Raw genomic sequence first — 25342 nt, forward strand, 5'->3', positions numbered from 1 at the left:
ACGTTGTTTTAGTCTGTCTCATGCTTCACTCCATAAGGATGGAGGTGAGCAAAGTCTCTCTTAGCCCAGGCTCAAATCTGTGCCATGAGCGCTGACGTCAGACAAATGACCCGCGCACTGGACAAACGCGTTTTCGAAGGTCCGCAGTTAGAGAGCTTCCATCTGCAAACCTCACGCGACGGAGCCGCGATGCCGCGCGTTTTTGGCCGCGTCCGTTTAGCAGGACAGGTTATTTGGGCCAGTCAGGTGCGCGAGAAAGTCAGTGATAAAAGCGTTGGCGGCAAAGGCGGCGGCCCGACAGAGCGAACCTATTCCTACACTATCAGCTTCGCCGTTGGTTTGTGTGAAGGTGAAATATTGGGTGTGGACCGGGTTTGGGCGAATGGCGAAATCCTGCAATGCGCGGGCTTAACCGTGCGCATCCACACGGGGTCCGATACGCAAGGGCCTGACTCGGTTATTGCGGCGACAGAGCCGGGTGCTGTGCCCGCATTTCGCGGGACAGCCTATATCGTCTTTGAGGACTTCCCATTGGATGAGTATGGTGCGCGCCTTCCAATTATTAACGCGGAAGTCGTGCGCGGCGTGAAACGCGGTGGCCGCATGGAGGATCTGATCCAATCCGTAAACCTTCTCCCCGGGACGGGTGAGTTCGCTCTTTCGCCGACGATTGTCGAAGAAACTCCCAGCATAGGCGTGACGGTTCCGTCAAATATGAATAGCTTTTCCGGGCAAGCAGACTTGCTGACCTCGCTCGATCAATTGCAGGCCGAACTCCCTCATTGTCACCACGTCAATATTATTTGTGCGTGGTTTGGGACTTCGTTGGACGCGGGAGACTGCCTTATCCAACCCGGAGCGGAACGACGTGAAAGGCGTTTACCAGACGTTGAATGGCGGGTCGCAGGGCAAGACCGCCATAGTGCCTACATTGTAAGCGCGAATAGTGAAGGGCGGCCGAATTATGGCGGCACGCCCTCGGATGAAAGCGTGATTGATTGCATTCGGGAGCTGAAATAACGTGGCTTCGCCGTGACGTTGCATCCATTTTTACTGGTGGATACGCCCGGCTTTCCTTGGCGTGGACGAATAACGGCAACCTCGGTCTCGGATGTGTCTGCCTTCTTTGGGGGCGGGGATGACTTCCGCTTTCGGCACCACATCTTGCATCATGCAGGCCTTGCGCAACAGGCGGGCGGTGTTGACGCTATTGTCATTGGCTCAGAACTCAAGGCGCTGATGGCGTATCGGTTCGGAGAGAGCTTTCCGGCGGTCGCGCAGATGCAAAGCTTAGCGGCCGCAACCCGCGCCATTGTCGGACCCAGCACAAAAATCACCTATGCCGCTGACTGGTCTGATTATTTCGGTCTGCGGGACGGTGGGGATGTTCGCTATCACCTTGATCCGCTTTGGGCCGACAATAATATCGATGCCGTTGGGATTGATGCCTATTTTCCTTTGTCTGACTGGCGTGACGGGGATCATCTTGACGGTGATTCAGGGCGTCGCGCGCATGATTTTGACTATCTGTCGCGCAATGTCGAAGGCGGCGAGGGGTATGACTGGTACTATGCCAGCGAAAGCGACCGAAATGCGCAGACCCGCTCGCCAATTGATGACCCGATCTACCGATATAAGGATATGCGCCATTGGTGGAGCCATCCCCATATTGAGCGGCGCAATGGCTTCGCTGCGGGGCAGAGTGCGTGGGTACCGCGATCCAAACCCATCTGGTTGCTCGAAATCGGCTGCCCCGCCGTCGATAAGGGCGCAAACCAGCCCAATGTGTTCAATGATGCCAAATCTATCGATGCGGCGCTGCCCTATCATTCGGACGGGACCCGCGATGATCTGATTCAGCGGCGTTATATCGAAGCGTTCCTCAGTCATTATGACGCAACAAATGAGCCTGGCTTTCTTGACCTCGCGCGGGCCTCCGTTTGGGCATGGGATGCACGGCCTTATCCGGATTTCCCCGCGCGAAAGGCTGTTTGGTCAGATGGCGATAGCTGGGCGCGAGGCCATTGGCTTAATGGGCGAGCCGGCTTGATGCCTGTCGCGGATGTGATTGAAGAGTTGGCCCACGATAGCGGACTGATGGCCCTTGATGTGTCTGGTATCTCCGGCGTTTTGCCGGGGTATGTAGTTGATCGTCCGATGAGTGCGCGCGCCGCGCTCGCTCCGTTAATGCAGCTTTTCGCTGTCGAACTCACAGAACACAGTGGAAATGTGGTCTTTGCAATTGGCGGCCCGGAGAGCTTAACCCTCTTGGCCGCTGATCTTGTGCATGGACCCGTTCTTCGCGCGCGAGGCGACGCGGAAACGCGTATCCGTGATGTTCGCCTGACCTATATCGACGCGGGACGTGACTATCAGCTTGGCACCGCGTCGGCGCGTGACCAATCGGCGGAGTCCGTTGCGGTTGCGGATTTAGGGGTGCCGGCTGTTCTGGACGAAGGTTTCGCCCGTTATGTTGCACAAAGAGAATTAGAGGTCGCGCATGCGGGCGAAGAAACGCTCAGTATCAATTTGCCTTTAGAAACAGGGCTTCGGCTAAAAATTGGGGATCGGGTTCGGATTGAAAACACCGTCTGGTCTATTGAGACATTAGAGATTGGCGCAACTGTATCCGTCACGGCGCGTCGTGATGTGCCTAGTGGACCAGCCTGGGTCTCCGGAACGACGCCGATCGAGCCAGCCCATATTTCATACGCGGGTGCGCCGCAATTGTTCGCATTTGATCTGCCGGGGCGGGATGGGGTGAGCGCGGGCGCCATGCTCGAACCGTTCTCTTCCGTGCTAGTGCAAGTCTCTGCCTCCGAGGCTACGCTTGAAACTCCCGTTCGTCTCGGCGTAACGATGACGGACTTTCCGGCCGGACGACCCGAGTTTCGCGATATCGTTTCGGAAGTTGATGTTCTGTTGCCGGGGTTAACGCTCAGCGCGCTCGGCGACGGGGAGTTTCTCGCGCGGGGCAATCGATTTGCCGTCGAAACACCGTTGGGGTGGGAGATTTTTGCGGCACGTGATGTCATGCTTATCGAACCGCAGACATATCGTCTGTCTCACTTGTTACGCGGTCTAGAGGGGAGTGACACGTTTATTGCTGAGAGTTTGGCCAGCGGCGCGCGCCTGCTGTGGCTCGCGGCTGGCGTGGTCACATTACCGATCTCTGATGAATGGCGAGGCGAGGGCGTTACTCTAACGGGAAATACTGCGGACCGTACCGCGCGGTCGGCGGTGCTGGTGTGGAATGATTTAAACGGAATCCCGTTAGCGCCGTGCCATCTAAAGTGGGATGGGACCGTTCTGACATGGATCGGGCGCGATCCGGCTTTCACAGAGTGGACAGAAGATGCGTCCCATCTTCGGTACCGGCTCAAGCTTTATCGTGGGGAGTCCGAAGAAACGATAGAAACCACAGACACATCTATTGCCATTCAGCCCTTTGACAGAGCGGAGGTTTATCAATTTTCGCAGGTCGGACGCGAGAGTATTTACCCTGCGGCGTTGAATGTCACTGATGGGTGACTAAGTAGTGTCTTATGGCAACAAAAAATCCATATGATCTTCTGGGTGTAAGCAAGTCAGCAACGGATAAAGAAATCCGTTCGGCTTACCGTAAGCTCGCGAAGAAACTGCACCCGGACGTCAACCCGGACGACGACAAGTCTGGGGATCGCTTCAAGGAAGTCACCGCAGCTTATAATCTCTTGTCGAACGAAGATTTACGCCGTCAGTATGACAGCGGAGCAATCGACGACCAGGGTCAGCAACGCAATCCTTATGCAGGCGCCGGAGGGTTTGGCTCGCGCGGCGGCGGCCCGGGCTATGAAACAGGCTTTGGCGGCTTTGAAGGCTTTGGTGGACGAGGGCGCGGTGGCGCCGGACAGGACGATATGTCCGACTTGTTCGGTTCGCTCTTTGGTATGAACACAGGGCCTTTTGCTGGCGGCGCGCGGGGCGGCATGAACCGACCATCCAAAGGAGCAGATGTACAATATTCCGTCGTGTTGTCGCTCCCGGAATCGCTGACCGGCGGAACGCGGCAGCTTCCTTCCGGAACTAAAGTGCATTTTCCGGAGGGTGTCCGGGACGGTCAAACCTTGCGTGTGCGGGGCAAAGGACAGCCCGGCCTATATGGTGGCCAAGACGGTGATGCGTTGGTTAAAGTGTCTGTCCGCGAACACCGGACCCTCTTGCGGCGCGGCGATGATCTTCACCTACAGCTTCCAATCAGTTTGAAAGAAGCGTTGAGTGGCGCAACCATCCGTCTTGATATGCCCACGGGGGCGGTTAGCTTTAAGGTCTCTCCCGGCTCTAACACAGGGAAGAAAATGCGCCTTAAGGGTAAGGGTGTGAAAGGTAAGGATAAGAAACGAGGCAATTTGATTGTCGAACTTGTCATTACTTTGACCGATGCAGAGTTGACGAAATCTGACGATATTATCTCGCGTCTTCCAGACGAAAACGGTGAGAGCTTACGGAAGGGCTTAATTTGACCGTGATGGCTCAACTGTATCTAAACGCACTATTCAGTCTTCGTTCAGAGGTGGGGCCCTACAGAGGCATATCATGACCCGTAAAACCCTTATATCCGCCGCTGTGTTGGTCGCTCTGATGAGCGCGCCTGCGTCCGCCGCGATCCCGCAAGGGGAGGCGGTGAACACAGCGTCACCGTTGAACGCGCAGTCTTGGCAGCTAGTTCAGCGCGAAATCAGTGCGCGTGAAGCGAAAGCAATAGCGCTTGCGCGTGTGCCGGGCGGCGAAGTGGTTGACATTCGCCGGACGTCTGATGCCTATCGCGTCCGGATTATCGCTCGCGATGGCCGTGTCGTTGATATAATCGTTGACGCGGCAACTGGCCGTATTCGATAACTCTCTTGTTGGCCCTGAATGGGGTCAATTGCTCTGATACCCCCGCGGAGACCCCCTATGCGCATTCTCGTCGTTGAAGATGATCCAGACCTGTCCCGACAACTCAAGCAAATGCTCAAAGAGCAAGGCTACGCGGTCGATGTGGCGACGGACGGGGTCGAAGGTCATTTTCTAGGTGATACAGAGCCCTATGACGGGGTCATCCTTGATCTGGGTTTGCCGCAAATTGACGGTGTGTCGATCTTGCAAAAATGGCGCGCGGATGAGCGCAAAATGCCGGTCCTGATTTTGACAGCGCGCGACCAGTGGAGTGAAAAAGTCGCTGGGTTTGATGCCGGTGCTGACGATTATCTAACCAAGCCGTTTCACACGGAAGAACTTATGGCCCGGTTGCGGGCGTTGCTGCGACGCGCTGCAGGTCATACGACGGACGTTATCGAGATTGGCGATTTGGTCGTGGATAACCGGGCGGCTCGCGCCTTTGTCAACGGTATGGGCATCAAACTGACAAGCCATGAATTCCGTCTGCTCGCCTATATGGCAACCCACAAAGGGCGCGTTATTTCTCGGACTGAAATGGTCGAGCATATTTACGATCAGGATTTTGATCGGGACAGCAATACGATTGAGGTCTTTATCGGGCGGCTACGAAAGAAGATTGGCACGGACCGGATTGAGACCGTTCGCGGCCTCGGCTACCGGCTGGTCGATCCAGACGCGCCGCAAACGTCTTAGGCGACCTCTTTGGCCACCGGCCCTAATCCCTCTCTCGTCTCGCGGCTCGTTCGGGCGGCGCTTCTCTGGACCGTGCCGGCCCTGATCACCGCGCTTATCTTATTGACTTGGTTCTACCGGAATACGGTCTACACATCATTCGATGATCCGCTTGAATCCGCCGTCACCGCGCTCATCGCCTCCGTCGAAGTCACGGAAAATGACGGTCTCGCCCTGACGCGAGAACCACTCGATCCCCGGTATCAACGGGCCTTATCAGGTCGATATTGGTTGATCGGGACAGTTGACGAAACTAATGACATAATTCCGTTGCTCGCCTCTCGGTCGCTTTATGGCGAGACACTCCGTATCAATGGGGTGGACCGAATAAAACTGACGCAGGCGACAGGCGAAGCCGTGAGATTTTCTGGCGCGGGTCCGAATGTCGACGAACCTTTACGAATTGTGGGCCGGGAAGTTCTCTTGCCCGGTATGACGTCCCCTGTTGTGGCGATGGCGGCAGCGGATCGCCGTCCCGCGACGCGCTCTATACAACAATTTGCAGGGTCGGCATTGTTCCTGATGGGCCTTCTGACCGCGGGGCTTCTGGCGGCCATTTATGCGCAAGTACGTCTTGGGCTGCGACCTCTGTTTGCATTGGCTGAACGCGTTGCCGATGTGCGCGAAGGACGGTCTATTAGTCTTGAAGGGCGGTACCCCGCAGAAATCGCGGGCGTTGCGGATGAGCTAAATTCGTTGATTGCGCATAATCGCAATGTCGTGGAACGGGCACAGACCCATGTTGGCAACTTGGCCCACGGGTTGAAAACGCCCATTGCTGTTTTGCAGAATGAGGCGGGTTTGAGCGCGTTGGTTGATGCCAGCGTCGTCAAACGACAAACAGACGCCATGTCGGCCCAAGTGGACCATCACCTGCGCCGCGCTCGCGCTGCCGCGCGCGGTCAGGCAATTGGCCTGTCTTGCGATATGGACGACGTCATCAGTGCGCTTGCTCGGACGTTGCCACGAATTCATCGGGATAAGGACCTTATTATTGATGTCGATGGGGAAGCAGGTTTGCGGTTTCGAGGCGATAAGCGCGACTTGGAAGATATGATTGGCAACCTAATGGATAATGCCGCGAAATGGACGCGCTCACAGGTCGATGTAAGCCGGACGGCTGACGACGCCTTGGTCCGAGTCGTGATTGAGGATGATGGTCCTGGTATTCCGGAAACGGAGATTGAAACGGCGCTTAAACGCGGCGCGCGATTGGACGAAGCGACTCCGGGGTCTGGGCTTGGTCTGGCCATCGTCAATGATCTCGCGGAAGCTTATGGGGGGTCGCTGGTCCTAACCGGGTCATCCCTCGGCGGTCTCAGGGCTGAGTTATCCCTGCCGCGTGCCGTACAGGATACCCGATGACTGAAAAACCAATCGCGCTTGAAGACAGTGGTCGTGACGGGAATCGGCTGTTTTCGCCGAGTGCTGGTCGTAACAAGCACCTCATTGCAGCGTGGCTGGCGGAGCATCTCTCAAATAAGGCGCGCATTCTTGAAGTTGGATCAGGCACAGGTGAGCACGGCGCGGCATTGGGGACTGTCTGTCCTGACGTTATCTGGCAGTATAGTGATCCGGACGCGAACTCGCGCGCGAGCCAATCTGCGTGGAAACAAGATAATTGGCCTGAGCCGCTCGCTCTGGACCTGACGGTGCCGGACTGGGCGGCGCCGCTTGGTTCTTTTGACGCGATTTATTCCGCCAATATGATCCATATTGCGCCAATAGAGGCCGCAGTCGGACTGGCGAGAGGGGCTGCACAGCTCACAGACACGGTTTTTCTCTACGGTCCATTCCTGTTTGGTGAGCGCAGCGCGGCCTCGAATATCGATTTTGATGCGTCGCTCAAACGTCGCGATATGCGTTGGGGTGTAAGAGAGTTTGCAGATGTTAAGCATATCTTTGAAAATGAGGGGTTTAAGCAAAGTGAACGCTTTGACATGCCTCGCAACAATCACATTGTGAGGCTATCCAAGCACTGAACATTGGAGCCTGCAATGCGCGCCCCCCTCAAAGCTGCAAGATTGCTCATGGCTGGCTTAGCTTTAACAGTGTTCGCAGCGCCCGTATTGGCGCAGACCACGCCAGCGATCGACATTCGACGTCCGGATCAGGCACAACCCTATACACCGTTACGCAATGGTGCGGCAGTCCCGCAGGTCCAAGACCCTGCGCCCCAACGGGCCCTTTCGCAAAACCCGCAGGCTCAGCCACAACAAAATATGATGATGACGCCGATTGCGGCCCTGCCGTCCATTGCTAACCTTGTGGAACGGGTCAGCCAATCAACGGTCAATATTATCGTCACGACATCAAATGGTGAAATGCTCTCAGAAGGGCAGGGCTCGGGCTTTGTGATTAGTCCGCAGCGTGAAGTGGTCACAAATTACCACGTCATTGAAGGCGGTGAGACGATTGAGATCGAATTTAATGACGGGCGCCGGTATCCCGCGCGAACGCTAGGTACGGACGAAGAAACCGATCTGGCCCTCTTGACGTTCGATACGAATGAAACAGTTCCCTATGTACAGTTCCACCAAGGAACGCGGTCGCGGATTGGTGATTGGGTTGTCGCGATTGGGAATCCGTTCGGGATTGGCCAATCAACGTCGCTCGGCGTCATTTCTGCGATAGGCCGGAAACGCGTCGATAGTGGCTCCTATGTCGATTATATCCAAACAGATGCGACCATTAACCGGGGGAACTCGGGGGGGCCGTTGTTTAATCTAAATGGCGACGTCGTCGGCGTGAACTCAGCCATTTACTCACCCACTGGCGCGTCCGTCGGGATCGCCTTCGTTATTCCGCACGAAACAGCGGCATCCGTCGTCACGGCACTTCGGTCTGAGGGTCGGGTCCGACGCGGTTATCTGGGAGCGGGCTTACGAGACGCTGTCTTTGAAATGGATGGACGTCCGGGCATTCTCAAATCTGGCGCTCTAGTCAATAATTTGGTGCCGGGAAGCCCCGCTCAGACGTATGGGTTGGAGATTGATGACATCATCCTGCGTATCAATGATTATCCTGTCCGAAACTCCGTCGAGGCAACTCGCGCCATTGGATTACTTGCACCGGGTGATGTCGCGAATATTATCTATGAGCGGCTAGAGAAGACATATGAAATCAAAGTCTCTATCGGAGAACGGCCTGAAAAAGCCGATGTCGAACGCGACGCCGCATTAAGCCGGGGTTTGCCACCGCCCGCCCCGAAAAGCGAACCGCATGCGCGCATCAGTATCAATACGGGCGTTCATGTCCTCGATATTTCGGCTGAGTTCCGTACAGCCATCGGGATGCGATCTGATCAAGTCGGCGTCTATGTCGAAAGTGTCGATCCGGGATCGGAAGCAGAAATGGCGGGCTTCAAGATTGGGCAAGTTCTGCTGGAAGCCGACGGCATGCCTATTGCCGAAGTTGATAAATGGCGGTCCATGGTTCTGAATGCGAAGCTCGACAAGAAATCGAGCATGAAAATCAAGCTTCGCCCAAAGGACGGTGGCGAGAAAATACTTGATCTACCAACTTAAAATCCGCGGCGGACATGCCAAATGTCCGTCGTAATAGTGGTAATATACCCAGTCTTTACCGTGCCTTAGACGCTACTTTTCAAACCTTACCGAATGGTCGTTATCTTTCTGCTTTCTCTTGCGTTACCCACATGGACAAAGCATTACGAGTGAAGATCACGGAGTAGGTCAATGAGAATATTAGTAGTCGAGGACGACGAAGTCGCCGCTGAATATGTCAAGAAAGGCCTCTCCGAGGCTGGGCATGTGGTGGACCTTGCGACAGATGGGGATACAGCCTTAGAAATGGCGCAAGCCGCCGATTATGATGCCCTTATTCTGGATCGTATGTTGCCCAAACGGGATGGCTTGCAAGTTTTGATGGACCTTCGCGAAGGGGGTGATGCGACACCTGTGCTGATATTATCAGCGCTTGGAGAAACAGATCATAAGGTCGAAGGTCTGCGCGCTGGCGGCGATGATTATCTCGCCAAGCCTTATTCGTTTATGGAGCTCCTGGCCCGCGTCGAAGCCATCGGCCGACGATCCGACCCGACAGCGGCTGTGACGAAGCTGAAAGTCGGTGATCTCGAAATGGATTTATTAGCGCGGACGGTGCACCGGGGCGGCCAGAAAGTTCTCTTGCAACCGCGCGAGTTCCGCCTCTTAGAATGTTTGATGCGCAATGCCGGACGCGTTGTAACCCGCACCATGTTGCTTGAAAAAGTTTGGGATTATCACTTTGACCCCCAGACCAATGTCATTGACGTTCACATCTCACGCCTACGCGGCAAGATTGATAAAGAGTTTGGCACCCCATTGCTGCACACTGTGCGCGGTGCTGGCTACCGCTTGCAACCCTAGTTGGGGTCTTCGTCCAAATCCGCGGATGCTCAGCCTCTCGGCGATCTCGCTGAGACGCTGGGCCGGCTTCTCAAAAACACAGTGTTCCGACTATCCCTAGTCGGAGCACTTCTTTTTGGGGGCTCGCTGCTGGTTGCTCAGCTGATTGTTTATGACCGGATCGTTTCGGCAGAAATACGCCGGATTGATGATGGATTACGAAGTGACTTGATTGAACTGCAGTCCCTGTTCGAAAAAGGCGGAGATCGCGTTTTTCAAGAAGCAAAGCGGATTGGCGCTCTACCAATCGATACGCCAGAAACCTCACCGCTCGCGCAGCCTTACTTTGATCAAGGGGCCCGTGAGACTGTTGAAAGGGTGGTGACACTGCGCGACCTGTCAGACGACACATATTCTATGTTCGTGTTTAAAGGCCGTAAGTCAGGAAAACTCGTCACCGAGGAAATCGCCGCGCTGGGCATGGATGCCCCGTCGCTCGCGGGATTTGTGTCGCGCGGTTTAATTCGTGAACGCGCGATTGCGACTGTGTCCGACATTGAGACTGACCGGACAGAGGAGCGCCGTGTCCAAGTTCTGGGCTTAGTCATCTATGAAGATGAGGTGCGTGTCGGCATTTTGTTTGTAGGCCGTGATATCGAAACCATCATGCGGACAGGCGAACGCATGCGGAGCGCGATGACAACCTCATCTTTCATCGCTCTGTTTCTCGGTATTCTATCATCAATCTTTGTGGCGCGTCGTTTTGCGCGTCGCGTCGATATCCTCAATAAACTCGCCACGGATGTCCAAGCCGGGCATTTGGACCGCCGAGCGCCAAGAACCTATTCTGAAGATGAGATGGACCGTTTGGCGGAACATCTGAACGGTATGCTCGACCATATTGATCGCCTGATGCAGGCGATGCGCTACGCAGGCGATTCTGTGGCACATGATCTTCGAACACCGTTGACTCGGCTGAGGACTCGTCTTGAAACGGCCGCTGTTGAGGCAGGGGATAGTCCGGAGGGGGATGTTCTCTATGCAGCTGCGGGGGACGCAGATGAATTGCTGAGCACGTTTGATTCCGTTCTGCGGATTGCAAGACTCGAGGCCGGTGAACGCCGTGAACTTCTCAAGCCGCTCGACCCAAAACCTATTTTGGACGACTTGGCAGAACTGTATGAGCCTGCCTGTGAAGATGCAGGCCTGTCCTTCACTTACGACATAGAGAGTGGTCTCACGATTATGGCCGACCGTGGTTTACTATCTCAGGCGGTCTCTAATCTCGTTGAAAATGCGATTAAATATGCGGGGGGCGGCGGCGGGTCCCGCATTCATTTGTCAGCGCAAAAAGGACAGCGCGGCCGGGTTCGGATTTTTGTCGTGGATGACGGCCCCGGTATTCCCGTTTTTGATCGGGAGCGTGTCAGAGAGCGGTTCGTACGTTTAGACAAGAGCCGAACCTTGCCCGGCTCTGGTCTTGGTCTGGCCTTGGTTGATGCGATTGCAGATCTTCACCAAGCCGAGCTTATTTTAGATGATGGGCTTGGATCAGACGCTGTCTTGGCTGGACACGATGATCATGATGGACGCCCCGGATTGAAAGTTGAGCTGGTTTTCCCGCGGGCCAAAAGCGTAAAAACTGACGATAGCCCGTCAGACGGCCGCAAAGGCGGGTCCGCTTAAGCGGCGTGATCTGACCGGGTGTTTTTTGTCGCGTTATTGTTATCTTGTTGATCACTCTGGCCGAGAACATTGGCAATGTCTTGCGCGAGGCGTGTGATTTCGTCGCCAACTTCTGTCTTCTCAGCCTCAACGACTTTAACGATCGGTTTGTTGGGCAGAGTAAAGGTGACGGTCGTGCCTACACCCAGTTCAGACGAGATACTAAAGTTGCCGCCATGCAGTTCCACGAGTGATTTAGAGAGCGCCAAGCCAAGACCTGTGCCTTCATGTTTACGGGAATGCTGACTATCAATTTGTTCGAACGGCTGGGCCAGGCGACTAATATCGTCTTGGGAAATTCCGATGCCTGTATCGCAGACATGGATGATGATCCCGGACACTTTTGACTCGACCTTAAGCGTGACAGTCCCGCCTTCAGGCGTGAACTTAATCGCATTGGTCGCAAGGTTAAGAAGGACCTGTTTCACGGCCCTCGGGTCAGCTTCGATATCATGCGCTTCAATGTCATCATGAACAAGTTTGAGACGGTTCTCATCGGCACGGCCGCGTACGATCCTAAGAACCTGTGTAATCATGTCGGCGATCGACATCTGTTCCGAGTTCAATGACATTTTCCCGGCTTCAATTTTCGACATGTCGAGAATATCATTGATCAGGCTGAGAAGATGTTGGCCCGAAAAGAGAATGTCCGAAATATATTCACGGTAACGGGGATCGCCAAGCGGACCGAACATTTCCTTTTTCATAATGTCAGAGAAACCATTGATCGCATTGAGCGGAGTCCGAAGCTCGTGACTCATATTGGCTAAAAATTCCGATTTAGATTGGTTGGCTTCCTCGGCCCGGATTTTTTCTTGCTCATAATTTTCGGCGAGCTCTACAATCCGGGTTTGTGACTCGCGTAGAATGTTGATGGTCGATTGCAAACGGTCTCTGTTCGCTTCTAATTCGACTTCGCGGGCGCGAATGCCCGTGACATCTGTGCCCATGGAAACGCGGCCGCCATCAACGGTTTGCGTTTCAATGTAACGAAGCCAACGGCCATCATTCAATTGAATTTCACGCCCCGTATGGTTGTCCAGTTCCCGATCGCTTTCAATAACTTGTCTCGCGTAATGATCAACGATCGCATATTCCATGCCGGGTTGAAGGTTGCCGGCTTCGAAACCAAAAAACTCTTCGAACTTGCGGTTCCAAAGGACGAGCCGGTCCATTTGATCCCAGATGACGAAACTATCGTTCATGGACCGTAAGGCATCAAAAAGACGCGCTTCGGCGGCTTTAAGGCGACGTTGCGTGCTGCGCGCTTCGGTGACATCAATGGCCATGCCAATGATGACTTTTGCTTGATCATGCCCGCGCGTTGATGGCACACCGCGGCAAGCCACGATTAAAGGCAGTTTTTCCAGCGAGAGTTCCATATCGAAACCACCGCTGACATGCGCGCGTCGAATGGTGTTGTAGAGCTTGTCCCGGTCGGCCCCTTCGAAAAGCCCGAGAAATTGAGGGAGCGTGACAAGCGCTTCTTGATCGCCAAGGCCTAGCATTTTAGCAAGCGAGGCGCTGACATAGGCCATGTTTACGGACAAATCGATTTCCCAAACGCCGCCGCCCGAGCCTTCGACAGCCGCTTGATAGCGTTGACGTGATATTTCATCATCCGTGCTACTGGCTTTTAGGGCTCGCATTTGCGCGACTAATTGATTGGTCAGCATCCACCCTAACCAGACCAGTCCAGCCAGCAGCAAACCGAGCATGAGTAAGTTTTGCGGCAAGAAGCTCGGCATAGAGCGATCATGCTGATCCAGCAAAAGCATTGACCCGCCTGACTTCGGGATTGGGCTTGCCCCGAGCCATACAGACTCACCTGCATTCGTCGATTGGGTGATTTCTGTCCCGCCCAGTTGGGCGATAGCCGTCATCCGTGCGGGGCTTAATTCGAAATAGCTATACGCGCCGACTTTGCCGATATGAGGCGGCGCATCGATCAAACGGCCATTGGATAATACCAAAGCGCCGTTGCGTTGATCCGTGCCAGCCAGCGTTCCGGGATGAAGAGCGGCGAGGACATAGAAGTTTCCTGCCCGTTGCACGATGACAGGAGTTGTTTGGCCGGACTCAGGCTGGATCAGTGATGCAATTCGTGTTTGTCCCTCGTTGATGCCACTCAGGTCGATTTGGGATAATGCGGCGCCGGACCGGTCTGTCTCTGCGAGAATTTGCCCTTGTGCATTGAGTACGGCAACGCCTCTAACTGAGTCTGATTGACGCGTTAGAGGCGCGATCACAGCAGGGTCCCGGGATACGGATAGGGCTAAATTAATGAGAGATGTCTGGGCATCAATCGCGCGTGAGACAGATTGAGCCCGTACTTCGAGGTCGGACGAAATCGCCGATTTCGTCTGGTTTGTGAAGCGGCTATAATCGCTCACGGTCATCGTTGTGAACAAGATGGCGACAAGAATGATAAAGGCGAGGGCCGCCAGCAAAAGTCTTCGGACCGCTTGTCCGCCACCAATGCTTTCGGAAAAACTATCTTCGCCTGATGCGACTTTCGTACCGCCGCCCGTGTGGGTGCGCGACATCGTCCGGGATCGCCGAGCTTTCATGATGCTGTTTTGATCTGGTTTCGGCTGCGCTTGGTTTGGGGGTGGGGCCGCGTGCGGCGGAGCATTATAAGGCTGTCCCGGCATGGGAGGGTGGACGGTTCCCGCGACGTACGGTCTTGCGGTATACGCAGTCGTAGGTTGCGGCGATTGAGGCACAAATTCGACAGGACCCGCATAAGGCTGTGGCGCATGCGAATGGGCTTGGCCGGACGTCGGAGCCGTAGGCGGGGGTCTATAACCCTCAGGATATGTGCGGTTGGCCGCCATCGTCGGATGCAGTTAGCCTCCCCTATCGAATCACCGTGAATAGGTATCCGGCAGCAATTGCTCTGTCGAACCAAATTAAGGTTAATAGTTTGGTAAAGTTTGGGGTTTGGGTCGTAATTACCTGTTATTTTATCCGAGTTTCGGGTTCAGGCTTGCCGAGCGCATAGCCTTGGCCAGCATCAATGCCGAGACGGCGGACAAAATCGAGCAATTCAATGGTTTCTATGCCCTCAGCAATAAAGCGGACGTCCAAGGGTTCCCGTAAGGTCAACAGTGCCATTAAGATCGCACGGTCTCGTTTGTTATTATAGGCGGCGGCCACGAAAGCGCCGTCGATTTTCAACCAGTTTGCGGGCAGGGCGCGCAGATAGCGTATAGAGGCCGCACCGGCACCGACATCATCCAAACAGACCGGGTGGCCCCGTGTTTTGAGCTCGGTCAGCAAGCTTTCCGCAAGTTCAATTCGGTCCATGTCCCAACTCTCTGTCAACTCAATGACGAGCTTCGTCGGGGACGCGGTCAATGCTGTCAGGCAGGCCAGGACAGAGGGTTTGAAGTTTTCTCGGTCAACGGAGGCCCCCGAGAGATTAATCGCGATGCCAGGATCGTTAGGGTATTCATTTAAAATCAGGATCGCCTGTGCGAGCATAGAGAGATCAAGGTCCCGGATGACGCCTGAAATTTCAGCGGGCCGGATGACGCCTTCCGTGCCTTGCCCTTTAAATCGAACAAGCCATTCGTAATGGTGGATTTCGCCCGACGTTAAATCGATAATCGGCTGACGCATAACGCGGTAGCGTTGCTCTGACACATGCTCGCGGAAGCCTGCAGCGGTGAGGACATTGGATAATTCTGGCATCTGCGAAGAGGTCGCACAGACACGCTAAGATCGTGTGAACGGGGCTTAAAGGAACGGTTAGCCACAGCCTAACCGCGCCCCCCTTTAACGTCTGCCCAACAGTTTCTAATTATGCGCGGGTCCGTTGCGCAATTTCTAGAACGTTTTTGCTGGGTTTTGCCGCAATGATGCGGTCGAGCTCAGCCCGAACGAGCGCTTGTCGTGTCGGGTCCAGTTTCCGCCAAATCTCGAATGACCCGAGCAAGCGGGCTGCGACAGAGGGGTTTCGTGTATCCATGTCGAGAACTTGATCCGCGAAAAAGCGATAACCCGAGCCATCTATTTTGTGGAACAGCTTCGTGTTGCCAAACGCAAACCCACCCACGAGCGCGCGCACACGGTTAGGGTTGTTACGTTCATAGCTCGGCATTTCGGCGAGGCGTATGATCGCTTGGATGCCGTCGGCATGGTGACGCATTGATTGCACCGAATACCATTTATCAATCACCAGTGGTTGATCTTTCCATTTCTCAAAGAATTGAGTCATGGAGCTTTCAACGCGTTGCCCGCCAAGGCGTGACAGGGTGACGAGCGCGCCAATTTCGTCCGTCATATTGGTCGCGCCGTCGAGTTGGTTAGTCGCCAAAGAGGCGGCGAGCGGATCAAACCGCGCCGCCAAAAGTGAGAGGCAGCGCCCTTTGAGCGCGCGTCGCCCGGCGGCTTTCGCGTCAGGCGAAAACGGTCCGTCATCATTTTTCACTGTGTAAGTGGCGACAAGGTCATCGCGGAGCGTATCGGCGATTGCGCGGGACAACCAATTGCCAGCTTCGTGCACGGCAATAGGATCGACAGGGGCCGCGACCATCAACACTTCCATCGCGGATGGCGGCGTCAACACGAGCGCTTTGAACGCATCGTCAAATTGTGGGTCGCGCAAGGTGACGGCTAGGGCATTTGTATAATCGCGCAGTGCCGTATCCATTTTCGGCATTCTGCCCGCTTCTAGCGCTTTCGCGAAATCTGCCAGTAGGCGGCGGGCCAAGGTTTGACCCGCTTCCCATCGATTAAAGGCGTCTGGATCTTGGCCCATCAAGCGAATGAGATCTTCCGTCGTCGCGTCTGAATTCAATATCACGGGCGCGGAAAATCGCTGCAGCACAGAAAGGGAATGCGGCACGTCGAAACGCGGGTAGGATATGGTGGTTTCATCGGTTGTCATGACCGTGAGTTGTGGTTCCATCAACGGACCGTCATCCCCAATTGCCTGCCAACGGATCGGTAGTAACATCGGTTTCTTATTGGGCTGTCCCGGTGTGGGCAGGGTTTCTTGATAGAAGGAAACTGTCTGGCTGATGACCGGAGTCGTTGGTGTCTGATGGCGACGAACCGTAAGACGCGGTGTTCCGGCCTGTTGATACCATTGAATAAATTGAGACATGTCTTCACCAGACGCGTCGGCGTGGCAATCCAAGAATTGTTCGATGGTCGCCGCCGTACCGTCGAGGCGCGCAAAGTAGAGGTCACTACCTTTGCGGAACATGTCGTCGCCTAACCAGGCTTTGAGCATGCGGATCAATTCTGCGCCTTTTTCATAAATCGTCGCTGTGTAGAAATTGTCGATTTTGACATATTCGGTTGGGCGCACAGGATGGGCGAGCGGTCCGTTGTCTTCGGCAAATTGACGTGCCCGCAAAGCGCGGACGTCTTTGATCCGTTGCACCGCTGCGCCGCGTTGGTCGGCCGAAAACTCTTGATCGCGGAAGACTGTAAAGCCTTCCTTTAAGCAGAGTTGGAACCAGTCCCGGCAGGTGATGCGATTGCCGGTCCAATTGTGGAAATATTCGTGCGCGACGACGGATTCGATCCGCTCAAAATTCATATCTGTTGCCGTCTGCGCATCGGCGAGCAGGAGTGAAGAGTTGAAAATGTTCAACCCTTTATTTTCCATGGCCCCGAAATTGAAATCGCGCACCGCGACGATCATGAAAATATCAAGATCATATTCCCGGCCAAAGGCGCGTTCGTCCCACGCCATTGACCGTTTCAGACTGTCCATCGCATAGGCGGCTTTAGGCGCGTCACCTGGATCGACATAAATTTCTAGCGGGATGTGACGTCCGCTCATGGTCGTAAAACTATCGTCCAAGCGATCAAACTGTCCGGCAACGAGCGCAAAAAGGTAGCAGGGCTTGCGGAAAGGGTCATGCCAGACAGCAAAGTGACGCCCGCCATCAATCTCTCCACCGTCGATTTTATTGCCATTGGATAGTAGCGTTGGATAGGTGGATTTGTCCGCATCAATTAGGATCGTATAAACACTCATGACATCCGGGCGGTCTGGAAAATAGGTAATGCGACGGAATCCTTCGGCCTCGCATTGTGTGAAAAAGCGTCCCCCGGAGACATAGAGCCCCATGAGCGTCGTATTGGCGCTGGGGTCGCAGACCGTCTCTATGTTCAATGTAAATTCGTCGGGTGTTTCAGCCACAATCAGCTGCGTTTGCGTCAGCCGATATTCGCTGCGCTTGAGCAGACGTCCATCAATCTCAACACTGACGAGTTTGATGTCTTCGCCGTCTAGTTCCAAAGGTCCGGGCGCGATCCGTTTCATCGTCAGTAAAGACCGGACTGTCGTTGATTTCGGATCTAGCCGAAAATCGAAGCGCGCTTCGGCAATTTCGAAATTATAAGGGACATAGTCCGACAATCGGGTCGGCATGGGGGCTGCATCAGTTTTCATAAGTTAGATATGCGTCCTCGTGAGCGCACTGGCAATGATAGGCGCAATCGAAATGCGGTGCTCACAGGCAGGATTGCGATACAATGTTGAAAAGCCGAAGTTTTTTGGAACGATCAACCCGACCCACTCATTGAGTAGGCAAGGCGAGCGCATTTATGCGCTCATCGCGACGACAATAGCGTCTATTTCGAAGGAGAGAGACGCCGCGGTTACTCTTAGTACTGAGGAGTACCATGACAAATTTGAATCAAAAGAAACTACTCATCATTGCCGCTGACGGTTTTCAGCAGGAAGAATTTTTTGAACCGTTGGAATATATGCGCAATCAAGGCGCAACGGTCCACGTGGCCTCAATGAAGAAAGAGCCGATTAAGGCCGATAGTGAAGAGCAACGCGAGTATACGCCCGAACTCACTTTCGCTGAGATCAATGTTGCCGATTACGAGGGTCTGATAATTCCCGGTGGTTTAAAAAACCCCGATACGCTGCGCCAACAAGATGATGCGGTGCAATTGGTCCGAGACTTTGCAGAACAAGGTAAGACGATCGGCGCAATCTGCCACGGTCCGTGGCTCTTGATCGAAGCCGATTTGATTCAGGGCCGGGAGCTGACTTCATTCCCATCCCTTAAAACCGATATCCGTAATGCGGGGGGGCGCTGGACGGACGGTGAAACAGTGACAGACAATGGTTTTGTCACCAGCCGTAAACCCTCAGACATTCCAGCGTTTAATCGCAAGCTGGTCGAAGAGATTAACGAGGGTCGTCACGAACGGACCTTCTCGCGCGAATTTAAACGCGCCGCATAAATTCTCAAAATATTGAACGACGAACAGGTCAGCCCTTCAATCAGTTTGAAACCATTTGTCATTGAGCTGCCCTCATCCTCGTGATGGGGCGGCTTTTTTCTTGCTTCAAGTCTCTGTGATTAGGATGTGAGACTTTGATGCCGTAGGAGCCCGCCATGACACAAACACTATCAGATTATACACCCGCCAAAATTTGGACATGGGACAAGGAAAGCGGCGGTCGTTTCGCCAATATAAATCGCCCGATTAGCGGGGCTACCCATGACAAGGACCGCTCCGTTGGCGAGCACCCGATGCAGCTTTATTCACTCGGCACACCCAATGGCGTTAAAGTCACGATTATGCTCGAAGAGCTGCTGGCCGCCGGTCACTCCGGCGCAGAGTATGACGCATGGCTTATCAATATTGGCGAGGGTGACCAATTCTCATCCGGCTTTGTTGAAGCGAACCCAAACAGTAAAATCCCGGCCCTTATGGATCATTCAGAGGACCCGCATGTGCGCGTATTCGAGTCTGGCGCGATCTTGACTTATCTGGCGGAGAAGTTCGGTATGTTCTTTCCGACCGAGCGGGCGGCTCGCGCCGAGTGCCTATCATGGCTTTTCTGGCAAATGGGCAGCGCGCCTTATCTTGGCGGCGGGTTTGGCCACTTTTACGCTTATGCGCCGATGAAGATTGAATATGCCATTGACCGCTTCGCGATGGAAGTGAAGCGTCAGATGGATGTTCTGGACAAACAATTGGCCAAACATGAATTCATTGCTGGTCCCGATCTGACCATCGCTGATTTGGCGATCTACCCGTGGTACGGCGCTTTAGCGCGCGGAATTCTCTATAGTTCTGAGGAGTTCTTGCAGGTGAAAGATTATACGCATGTCATGCGTTGGGCCAAGCAATTGGGCGCGCGGCCAGCGTTTCAGCGCGGACAACTCGTGAACCGGACGTGGGATGATAAAGGACTGCCGGAAAGACATAATGCGAGTGATTTCGACAAAGAGTAACGCATAAAAAACCCGGCCTTGGCCGGGTTTTTCGATTCTATCGGTTATCTATGCGGCTTCGAGCCAATCTTCGGCACGGGCCAGATCGACAATGCCGAAACTATCGACTTCCATCTGCGGCATGGCGGTGCCTTCGATTTTCGCAGTCGAGCGCAGGAACGGGCTGTCGGTGACAACGGCGCATTTCTCGCAGGCTTCAAGACCGCGCATAATGTCTGCGAGGGACAGGAACGTTTTTCTCACGGACCCAAGGTCGGGGAAGTGCATCTTCGGAATTTCGAGATAAAGTTGGTAGCTGTCTTGGCTTTCGCCGAGTGTTTCAAACCATTCTATCGTTTGGATGGTTTCTTCCCGGTCGACAGGTCCATTCACGGACAGCCAGACAATCGGGGCTTCAAATTTAGCGGTAAGATTAGCGGTGTTTAAGTCATTCATAAAGGCGGTTTTCTCCTGTGGTTACAAATGCAACGTGACGAATATGAATTTGTTCCGAGAAATCCATGGAACTTGAACATGATGATTCCGAATTTTTAAGGGTTGTCGGCCTAAGTCATCCCGTCGCTGTCCGGTGGGCCATTGCAAACATCGCTTCCCTTTTGACTCTATTGGGCGACTTTCGAATTCTTGGCGGAGTATCCCATGACTAAATCAAAATTACGTTTTCTCGCATTGACGACCTGCTGCGCGGTGCTGGGGACCGGATGTCTGTCCACGCCGGGCGTTGGTATCGGCGTGACGGGCGGCACAACGGGTGTGGCAGCTGAGGTCAAAGCTAATCCGCTTCCGTCCAGTCGATTACTTGTTCGCGGTAGTTATAATTTCGCGGAATTTTCTGGCGACGTTGAAAGTGATGGTATTCAGTATGATGGTGATTTCACACTCTCCAACTTTGGTGCGGTCGCCGACGTCGCGCCATTCGGCGGACCGTTCTATATTTCAGGCGGTGCCTACGTCGGGAAAAAAGAAGCCGACTTAATTGCGACGCCTGCGTCAAATGTCACAATTGGAGGAACAAGCTTCACACCGGCAGATGTCGGCTCATTAATTGGGAAAGCCGAATTCAAAGATGTTGCGCCTTATGTTGGCGTGGCGTTCGATAATTTCGCGAACAGTATTGGTGGATGGTCATTAAATGCGCGCGCCGGTGTCATGTTTGTTGGGTCGGCCGATGTAAGCCTGACGTCTGCGAATGGCTTGCTCAGCTCTGATCCGGTCTTGCTGAATGAACTCATCGAGGAAATCGAGTCGATTGAACAAGATGCGGAAGACTATAAATATTTTCCTGTCGTGACGCTCGGCATTACGCGCAGATTTTAAATCCCCAAAGACGCCCCCTCTTTGAAAGGCCCCGGGGATAAGCCGGGGCTTTTTTTGCCGAGTTCGAATTCGCAGGTTTCGAGGTGTTTTCTAAGCGCTATTCACGCCAATGATCGCTGCGAGGGTTCTGTCGCAAACCTTAAAGTCGCTTAGCGCTCAAATTCGTGAGCATCGGCATAGGCAGCCTGCCAGCTCGGACGGGCTTTCAGGCGTTTGGCGTAATCCTGGACCGGACCGTCCTTTGCGACACCGTAGGATCGCATCCAGCCAATATTTTGCGCCATGATACAGTCTGCTGCGGAGAATTGAGGGCCGCAAATCCAATCTTGATCGAACAATCTGGCGTTTAATTGCGGGACGATTTCATTTTGCAATTTCGCCATGTTGAACGCCACAATCGTTTCGCTTCGCATCTGTTTTGGAAAGAGGTCGCGATTTAAGCGAATGTTCCAAAGGATCGTATCGAGATGGGCCGCATTAAAGGCGACCATTTGTAAATAGTCGCCGCGTGCGACCGGATCTGACGGAGGCGGGCTCAGCCGGGCGTCAGGGTAGAGATCTGCGAGGTGCAGGATCATCGCGCCACTCTCGAATAATGTCTGCTCGCGTCCATCGGTATATTTCAAATGCAGGACCGGAACAGCATGGTTTGGGTTTAGCGATAGAAATTTAGGCGCCATCCCTTCGCCTTTCATCAAATCGACACGGATCAGATCGTGGGGGATATCGAGCTCAATCAGGAGCATCCTGATCCGGACGGAGCGGGAGAGCGGGTAATGATAAAGCGTTGCGTGCTGAATGGGGCTCGGAGAGGGCGTTGTCTTTGTCATGCGCGCGAGCATAGGCTAGCGCGGCACAATGGAATACCTTTTTTCATACGGAACGCTCCAAACGCCCGCCGTTCAGATTGATACATTTGGCGAGACACTGGTCGGCCAATTCGACGCGCTGGTTGGTTTCACCCAAACACTCATTGAGATTACTGATCCCGATGTTTTAGCGCTCAGTGGCGAGCGCTTTCATCCGATTGTCAGCGAAACGGGAAATATAGAGGACCGCGTTACAGGGACAGTTTTCGCGCTGACGGCGGCACAGCTCGCCAAAACTGACGCCTATGAAGTCGATGATTATGAACGCGTAGAGGTGACGTTGGCGAGTGGGAAAACGGCCTGGCTCTACGTAGCCGTGCGTTAAATTTACTTCGCTTGCGGCAAAGACCACCCAAATCGGATCGCGCAGGCTCGCAGTGTGAACGCGAGGCTGAACCCGATCAGGGTCGAGAGTTCGAAGGATAGTCCAGCCCGGTCTGAGAGCGCGTAGCCCAATCCGCCGAGCAGTGCGGCCGTGGCGTAAATATCTTGTTTGAGCAGCATCGGCTCCCGTCCGGCCACGACGTCGCGCAGTAATCCCCCCGCAGACGCAGTCACGCCGCCCATAATGACGGCAATGGTGATGGAATGACCCAAGCCAATCGCTTTAGCCGTCCCGGCCACAGCAAATAAAGCCAAGCCGACGGCATCGGCCCATCGGATCGGCTTAAAATCTTCGACGCGTGTGCCAAATATCCACGCCAAGATGGCCCCAAACATCACCATTAAAAGGTAACGCGAGTCTGAAAGCCAAAACACCGGTGCGTCGAGGATTAAATCCCGCAAAGTGCCGCCGCCTAGAGCCGGGAGGAAAGACAGGACGAGCACGCCGAGCGGATCCATTTTGGCGCGCACAGCAACAATGCCGCCTGAGACGGCAAAGACGAGCACGCCGATTTGGTCGAGAAGGCCGAGAGCGAAGCCGAGGTTGATTGCATCCAAATTCATGCGCCGCCCCTGACAATTTGTTGGCGCTCTGGCAAGCCTTGTAAGAGGAAAGTCTATTCGTTTTTCGTTTTACACGACCTAACATTGCATAGATGCCCAATGTCGATTAGCCGATTTAATGAGGTCAGCAGTCTTTGGGACGAATAGAGATGAAGTCTATGAAATTCTGGTGGGTGACGGTGATGGCCGTTATTTTGGCACATCCTGTCCGTGCGCAAGATGTGGCGGATTATGTTCGCGTGGAACCGCGCCCAGATTGGACGATGCCGTTTGATATTCCTGACTTTGACCCCGCGGACGATGCGGACCGACAAAAAATCTTTCCCTTAGTCGATTATCAGAATCGATTCAGCCTCACGACCGACGAATACTCAACCCGCTATGTCGTGGACCTTCTGACCCCGGCGGCCGTCGAGGACGAAGGAACAATCAGTCTTGATTTCGATCCGGCTTACCAGACCGTGTCACTGCATACGGTCCAAATTATGCGGGACGGTCAATCGATCGATGCGATGGATTTGGCGGAAGCGATGGTCTTTCGAACGGAAACGGATCGTCGTCAGATGATCTTTAATGGAACGATGACGTTCACGCTGCCGATCCTTGATCTTCGTGTCGGCGACCGTCTTGAAATTGCGTATACAAAGGCTGGGCGAAACCCTGCGATTGGGATGGGATATTTGTCCCGCGAGACATTTGCCACGACGACTGAGATTAAGCGGAGCGTTTACCGCATTTCCTTTGGTCCGGGTGTCCCGATTGAAACGCAGACCTTTAATGACCCTGTCGACCCGCAGCGGTCCGTTGAAAATGGTTGGACGGTTTTTTTATGGGACGCGCCCGACCCGAAAGCGCCCGACTATGATCGCGATACGCCGGATTGGACCTACACGCGCCCCACATTTGAGGCGTCTAACTTCGGTAGCTGGTCTGAAGTCGGAGAGCTGTTCAAACCTTATTACGATGTGTCTGATGCAGACCGTGAGGCTGTGCGGAATATCGTGGCAGACATAGCGGCGGACCATGCCGAGCCTAAAGCCCGTGCCAAGGCGGCGCTCGATTGGGTGCAGACTCATATTCGCTATGTCGGATTAGAAATTGGCGAAGGCGGGTTTGTTCCGCGTCCACCCGCGCGCGTGCTGCGTCGCCGCTTTGGGGATTGCAAGGATGTGACCTTTTTATTGCTGACGCTCTTGGATGGATTGGACGTGTCCGCAGACCCCGTATTGGTTAATCTTGATGAACGGGGGGGCGAATTCAAAGGGCTCGCCAACCCTTATGCCTTTGATCACATTATGGTAGTCGCCGACGTAAATGACGCGCTCTATCCGATGGATGCCACCCGCAATCCACAACTCGGGACGCTCGACACGATGGAAAAAGGCGACATTGAATTTGGGTTGCGGATGAGCGTGGACGGATCCGTCGTAACTCGCCTTCCGCAATCAGATTACGACGTGCGGGAACTGATTACAGAACGGTTCGACCTGATCGCGGAACCCGGAACAATTCTCTATGATTTGACCTATCGGGAATATGGCGAAGACGCAGATGTTACATTGGCTTGGATTGTGCGCGAAGGGGAAGAGGGTGTGCATGAGAGCTTTGTTCGCTATCTTGCGGACATATATCCGACGTTAGAAAAAGAGGGCGACTTGGCGTGGACGTCCAATGATGCAGAGGCGTGGACAGAGCTGAAGATGCGCTTTCGTCTTCCGGGTTATACGTCCGATGACCGTCGGTCATTAAACACCCGCGCCTTTCAATTACTGGCGGCGACCCCGAATTTTGAGGGTGGCACCCGCGTGGCCCCTTTTGCGTTGGAGCACCCTAGGCATATTCACCAAATTCGGGAATATGTAGTCAATGATGATTATGATTTCGACGCGCGTACTCGCACAGTAGAAACAGACTCCTTCCGTTTTTCCTATGATGAAACTTATGAAAACGCTCTGTTTCGCGAAGATTACCGCTGGCAAAGCAAGCTGGATCATATCAAAGCCAAAGACTTTGAAGACGACATGGCGAAAATCGATAAGCTTCAGGACTGGAGCTATTCGACGATCAATCTGTCGTTTGACGAGGAGGGGGGCGTCAGTGCGACGTCCATGTCCGCATCGGCCCTCTGGCTCGGATGGCTGGTCCTGATTGGATTCCCCATCGCAATCGTCTCTCTTATTCGCCGGTCAAATCGACGTGAGCGCGCCGTATCAGTCGATTGATATCATGCTGGCTGAGCCTTAAGTCTGCTCTATAA

21 protein-coding genes are annotated in these 25342 nt (G+C 54.1%); 15 read left to right on the top strand and 6 right to left on the bottom strand.

Annotated elements, in window-relative coordinates; genetic code table 11:
• Positions 1-105 precede the first annotated feature (105 nt).
• From IE105_RS12365 to IE105_RS12410, 10 genes are all read left to right on the top strand, one after another.
• Positions 106-1020, top strand: a complete 915-nt coding sequence (locus IE105_RS12365) for a hypothetical protein (protein WP_189498942.1) — start codon at positions 106-108, stop codon at positions 1018-1020.
• A 12-nt stretch (positions 1021-1032) separates the two neighbouring features.
• Positions 1033-3531 (top strand): glycoside hydrolase/phage tail family protein, encoded by a 2499-nt coding sequence (locus IE105_RS12370; protein WP_189498944.1) that lies wholly within the window; start codon positions 1033-1035, stop codon positions 3529-3531.
• A 14-nt stretch (positions 3532-3545) separates the two neighbouring features.
• Positions 3546-4502: a DnaJ C-terminal domain-containing protein gene (locus tag IE105_RS12375; protein ID WP_189498946.1), complete on the top strand. Its 957-nt coding sequence runs from the start codon at positions 3546-3548 to the stop codon at positions 4500-4502.
• A gap of 73 nt (positions 4503-4575) precedes the next feature.
• Positions 4576-4878 carry a PepSY domain-containing protein gene (locus IE105_RS12380; RefSeq protein ID WP_189498948.1) on the top strand — a complete coding sequence of 101 codons (303 nt, stop codon included), beginning with the start codon at positions 4576-4578 and terminating at the stop codon, positions 4876-4878.
• Between the two features lie 57 nt (positions 4879-4935).
• Complete coding sequence (locus IE105_RS12385; RefSeq protein ID WP_189498950.1) at positions 4936-5613, top strand: response regulator transcription factor; 678 nt, start codon at positions 4936-4938, stop codon at positions 5611-5613.
• Positions 5614-5622: 9 nt separating this feature from the next.
• Positions 5623-7017 carry a sensor histidine kinase gene (locus IE105_RS12390; protein ID WP_189498952.1) on the top strand — a complete coding sequence of 465 codons (1395 nt, stop codon included), beginning with the start codon at positions 5623-5625 and terminating at the stop codon, positions 7015-7017.
• A complete protein-coding gene (locus IE105_RS12395) occupies positions 7014-7634 on the top strand; it encodes a DUF938 domain-containing protein (protein WP_189498954.1) in 621 nt (206 codons plus the stop codon). The genes IE105_RS12390 and IE105_RS12395 overlap by 4 nt, the downstream gene beginning before the upstream one ends.
• A 15-nt stretch (positions 7635-7649) precedes the next feature.
• Positions 7650-9179, top strand: coding sequence for a trypsin-like peptidase domain-containing protein (locus IE105_RS12400; protein WP_189498956.1), 1530 nt, complete (start codon positions 7650-7652; stop codon positions 9177-9179).
• 171 nt (positions 9180-9350) lie between these two features.
• Positions 9351-10022 carry a response regulator transcription factor gene (locus IE105_RS12405; protein ID WP_189498958.1) on the top strand — a complete coding sequence of 224 codons (672 nt, stop codon included), beginning with the start codon at positions 9351-9353 and terminating at the stop codon, positions 10020-10022.
• Positions 10023-11687: a sensor histidine kinase gene (locus IE105_RS12410; RefSeq protein WP_189498960.1), complete on the top strand. Its 1665-nt coding sequence runs from the start codon at positions 10023-10025 to the stop codon at positions 11685-11687.
• On the opposite strand, the gene IE105_RS12415 is transcribed toward IE105_RS12410, so the two are convergent.
• The 3 genes from IE105_RS12415 to pepN form a co-directional block, all read right to left on the bottom strand.
• Entirely contained in the window at positions 11684-14296 is a 2613-nt protein-coding gene (locus tag IE105_RS12415; protein ID WP_189498962.1) for a PAS domain-containing sensor histidine kinase, read from the bottom strand. The two genes, IE105_RS12410 and IE105_RS12415, sit on opposite strands and share 4 nt — an antisense overlap.
• 391 nt (positions 14297-14687) lie before the next feature.
• Positions 14688-15422 carry an EAL domain-containing protein gene (locus IE105_RS12420; protein WP_189498964.1) on the bottom strand — a complete coding sequence of 245 codons (735 nt, stop codon included), beginning with the start codon at positions 15420-15422 and terminating at the stop codon, positions 14688-14690.
• 109 nt (positions 15423-15531) lie between these two features.
• Positions 15532-18141 (bottom strand): aminopeptidase N, encoded by a 2610-nt coding sequence (gene pepN / locus IE105_RS12425; protein ID WP_189498966.1) that lies wholly within the window; start codon positions 18139-18141, stop codon positions 15532-15534.
• 233 nt (positions 18142-18374) lie between these two features.
• Between pepN and IE105_RS12430 the strand changes: the two genes are divergently transcribed.
• Both IE105_RS12430 and yghU read left to right on the top strand, forming a co-directional pair.
• Positions 18375-18950, top strand: coding sequence for a type 1 glutamine amidotransferase domain-containing protein (locus IE105_RS12430; RefSeq protein ID WP_189498968.1), 576 nt, complete (start codon positions 18375-18377; stop codon positions 18948-18950).
• 155 nt (positions 18951-19105) lie between these two features.
• Entirely contained in the window at positions 19106-19951 is an 846-nt protein-coding gene (gene yghU, locus IE105_RS12435) for a glutathione-dependent disulfide-bond oxidoreductase (RefSeq protein ID WP_189498970.1), read from the top strand.
• 48 nt (positions 19952-19999) lie between these two features.
• Here yghU and IE105_RS12440 read toward each other — a convergent pair whose 3' ends face one another.
• Positions 20000-20386, bottom strand: a complete 387-nt coding sequence (locus IE105_RS12440) for a SpoIIAA family protein (protein ID WP_189498971.1) — start codon at positions 20384-20386, stop codon at positions 20000-20002.
• A gap of 204 nt (positions 20387-20590) precedes the next feature.
• On the opposite strand from IE105_RS12440, the gene IE105_RS12445 reads away from it, so the two are divergent.
• Positions 20591-21268 (top strand): hypothetical protein, encoded by a 678-nt coding sequence (locus tag IE105_RS12445; RefSeq protein ID WP_189498973.1) that lies wholly within the window; start codon positions 20591-20593, stop codon positions 21266-21268.
• A 149-nt stretch (positions 21269-21417) separates the two neighbouring features.
• Here the strand turns inward: IE105_RS12445 and IE105_RS12450 are convergent, their stop codons facing one another.
• Positions 21418-22098: a glutathione S-transferase family protein gene (locus IE105_RS12450; RefSeq protein WP_189498975.1), complete on the bottom strand. Its 681-nt coding sequence runs from the start codon at positions 22096-22098 to the stop codon at positions 21418-21420.
• Positions 22099-22126: 28 nt separating this feature from the next.
• On the opposite strand from IE105_RS12450, the gene IE105_RS12455 reads away from it, so the two are divergent.
• The gene (locus IE105_RS12455; RefSeq protein WP_189498977.1) at positions 22127-22462 is read left to right on the top strand and encodes a gamma-glutamylcyclotransferase family protein; all 336 of its coding nucleotides are present in this window, start codon (positions 22127-22129) and stop codon (positions 22460-22462) included.
• Between the two features lie 2 nt (positions 22463-22464).
• On the opposite strand, the gene IE105_RS12460 is transcribed toward IE105_RS12455, so the two are convergent.
• Positions 22465-23085: a trimeric intracellular cation channel family protein gene (locus tag IE105_RS12460; RefSeq protein WP_189498979.1), complete on the bottom strand. Its 621-nt coding sequence runs from the start codon at positions 23083-23085 to the stop codon at positions 22465-22467.
• 158 nt (positions 23086-23243) lie between these two features.
• Between IE105_RS12460 and IE105_RS12465 the strand changes: the two genes are divergently transcribed.
• A complete protein-coding gene (locus tag IE105_RS12465) occupies positions 23244-25307 on the top strand; it encodes a DUF3857 domain-containing transglutaminase family protein (protein ID WP_189498981.1) in 2064 nt (687 codons plus the stop codon).
• Positions 25308-25342: the final 35 nt, after the last annotated feature.

The organism is Algimonas arctica (assembly GCF_014652695.1).
Taxonomy (GTDB): Bacteria; Pseudomonadota; Alphaproteobacteria; order Caulobacterales; family Maricaulaceae; genus Litorimonas; species Litorimonas arctica.

What these genes read in the sequence shown, in the direction of transcription:
- IE105_RS12400 (WP_189498956.1), top strand. Translation starts at nt 7,650, where the DNA reads ATGCGCGCCCCCCTCAAAGCTGCAAGATTGCTCATGGCTGGCTTAGCT.
- IE105_RS12465 (WP_189498981.1), top strand. Translation starts at nt 23,244, where the DNA reads ATGAAATTCTGGTGGGTGACGGTGATGGCCGTTATTTTGGCACATCCT.
- IE105_RS12365 (WP_189498942.1), top strand. Translation starts at nt 106, where the DNA reads ATGACCCGCGCACTGGACAAACGCGTTTTCGAAGGTCCGCAGTTAGAG.
- IE105_RS12380 (WP_189498948.1), top strand. Translation starts at nt 4,576, where the DNA reads ATGACCCGTAAAACCCTTATATCCGCCGCTGTGTTGGTCGCTCTGATG.
- IE105_RS12405 (WP_189498958.1), top strand. Translation starts at nt 9,351, where the DNA reads ATGAGAATATTAGTAGTCGAGGACGACGAAGTCGCCGCTGAATATGTC.
- IE105_RS12445 (WP_189498973.1), top strand. Translation starts at nt 20,591, where the DNA reads ATGACTAAATCAAAATTACGTTTTCTCGCATTGACGACCTGCTGCGCG.
- pepN (WP_189498966.1), bottom strand. Translation starts at nt 18,141, where the DNA reads ATGAAAACTGATGCAGCCCCCATGCCGACCCGATTGTCGGACTATGTC.
- IE105_RS12460 (WP_189498979.1), bottom strand. Translation starts at nt 23,085, where the DNA reads ATGAATTTGGATGCAATCAACCTCGGCTTCGCTCTCGGCCTTCTCGAC.
- IE105_RS12385 (WP_189498950.1), top strand. Translation starts at nt 4,936, where the DNA reads ATGCGCATTCTCGTCGTTGAAGATGATCCAGACCTGTCCCGACAACTC.
- IE105_RS12395 (WP_189498954.1), top strand. Translation starts at nt 7,014, where the DNA reads ATGACTGAAAAACCAATCGCGCTTGAAGACAGTGGTCGTGACGGGAAT.
- IE105_RS12420 (WP_189498964.1), bottom strand. Translation starts at nt 15,422, where the DNA reads ATGCCAGAATTATCCAATGTCCTCACCGCTGCAGGCTTCCGCGAGCAT.
- IE105_RS12415 (WP_189498962.1), bottom strand. Translation starts at nt 14,296, where the DNA reads ATGAAAGCTCGGCGATCCCGGACGATGTCGCGCACCCACACGGGCGGC.
- IE105_RS12375 (WP_189498946.1), top strand. Translation starts at nt 3,546, where the DNA reads ATGGCAACAAAAAATCCATATGATCTTCTGGGTGTAAGCAAGTCAGCA.
- IE105_RS12430 (WP_189498968.1), top strand. Translation starts at nt 18,375, where the DNA reads ATGACAAATTTGAATCAAAAGAAACTACTCATCATTGCCGCTGACGGT.
- IE105_RS12455 (WP_189498977.1), top strand. Translation starts at nt 22,127, where the DNA reads ATGGAATACCTTTTTTCATACGGAACGCTCCAAACGCCCGCCGTTCAG.
- IE105_RS12440 (WP_189498971.1), bottom strand. Translation starts at nt 20,386, where the DNA reads ATGAATGACTTAAACACCGCTAATCTTACCGCTAAATTTGAAGCCCCG.
- IE105_RS12450 (WP_189498975.1), bottom strand. Translation starts at nt 22,098, where the DNA reads ATGACAAAGACAACGCCCTCTCCGAGCCCCATTCAGCACGCAACGCTT.
- yghU (WP_189498970.1), top strand. Translation starts at nt 19,106, where the DNA reads ATGACACAAACACTATCAGATTATACACCCGCCAAAATTTGGACATGG.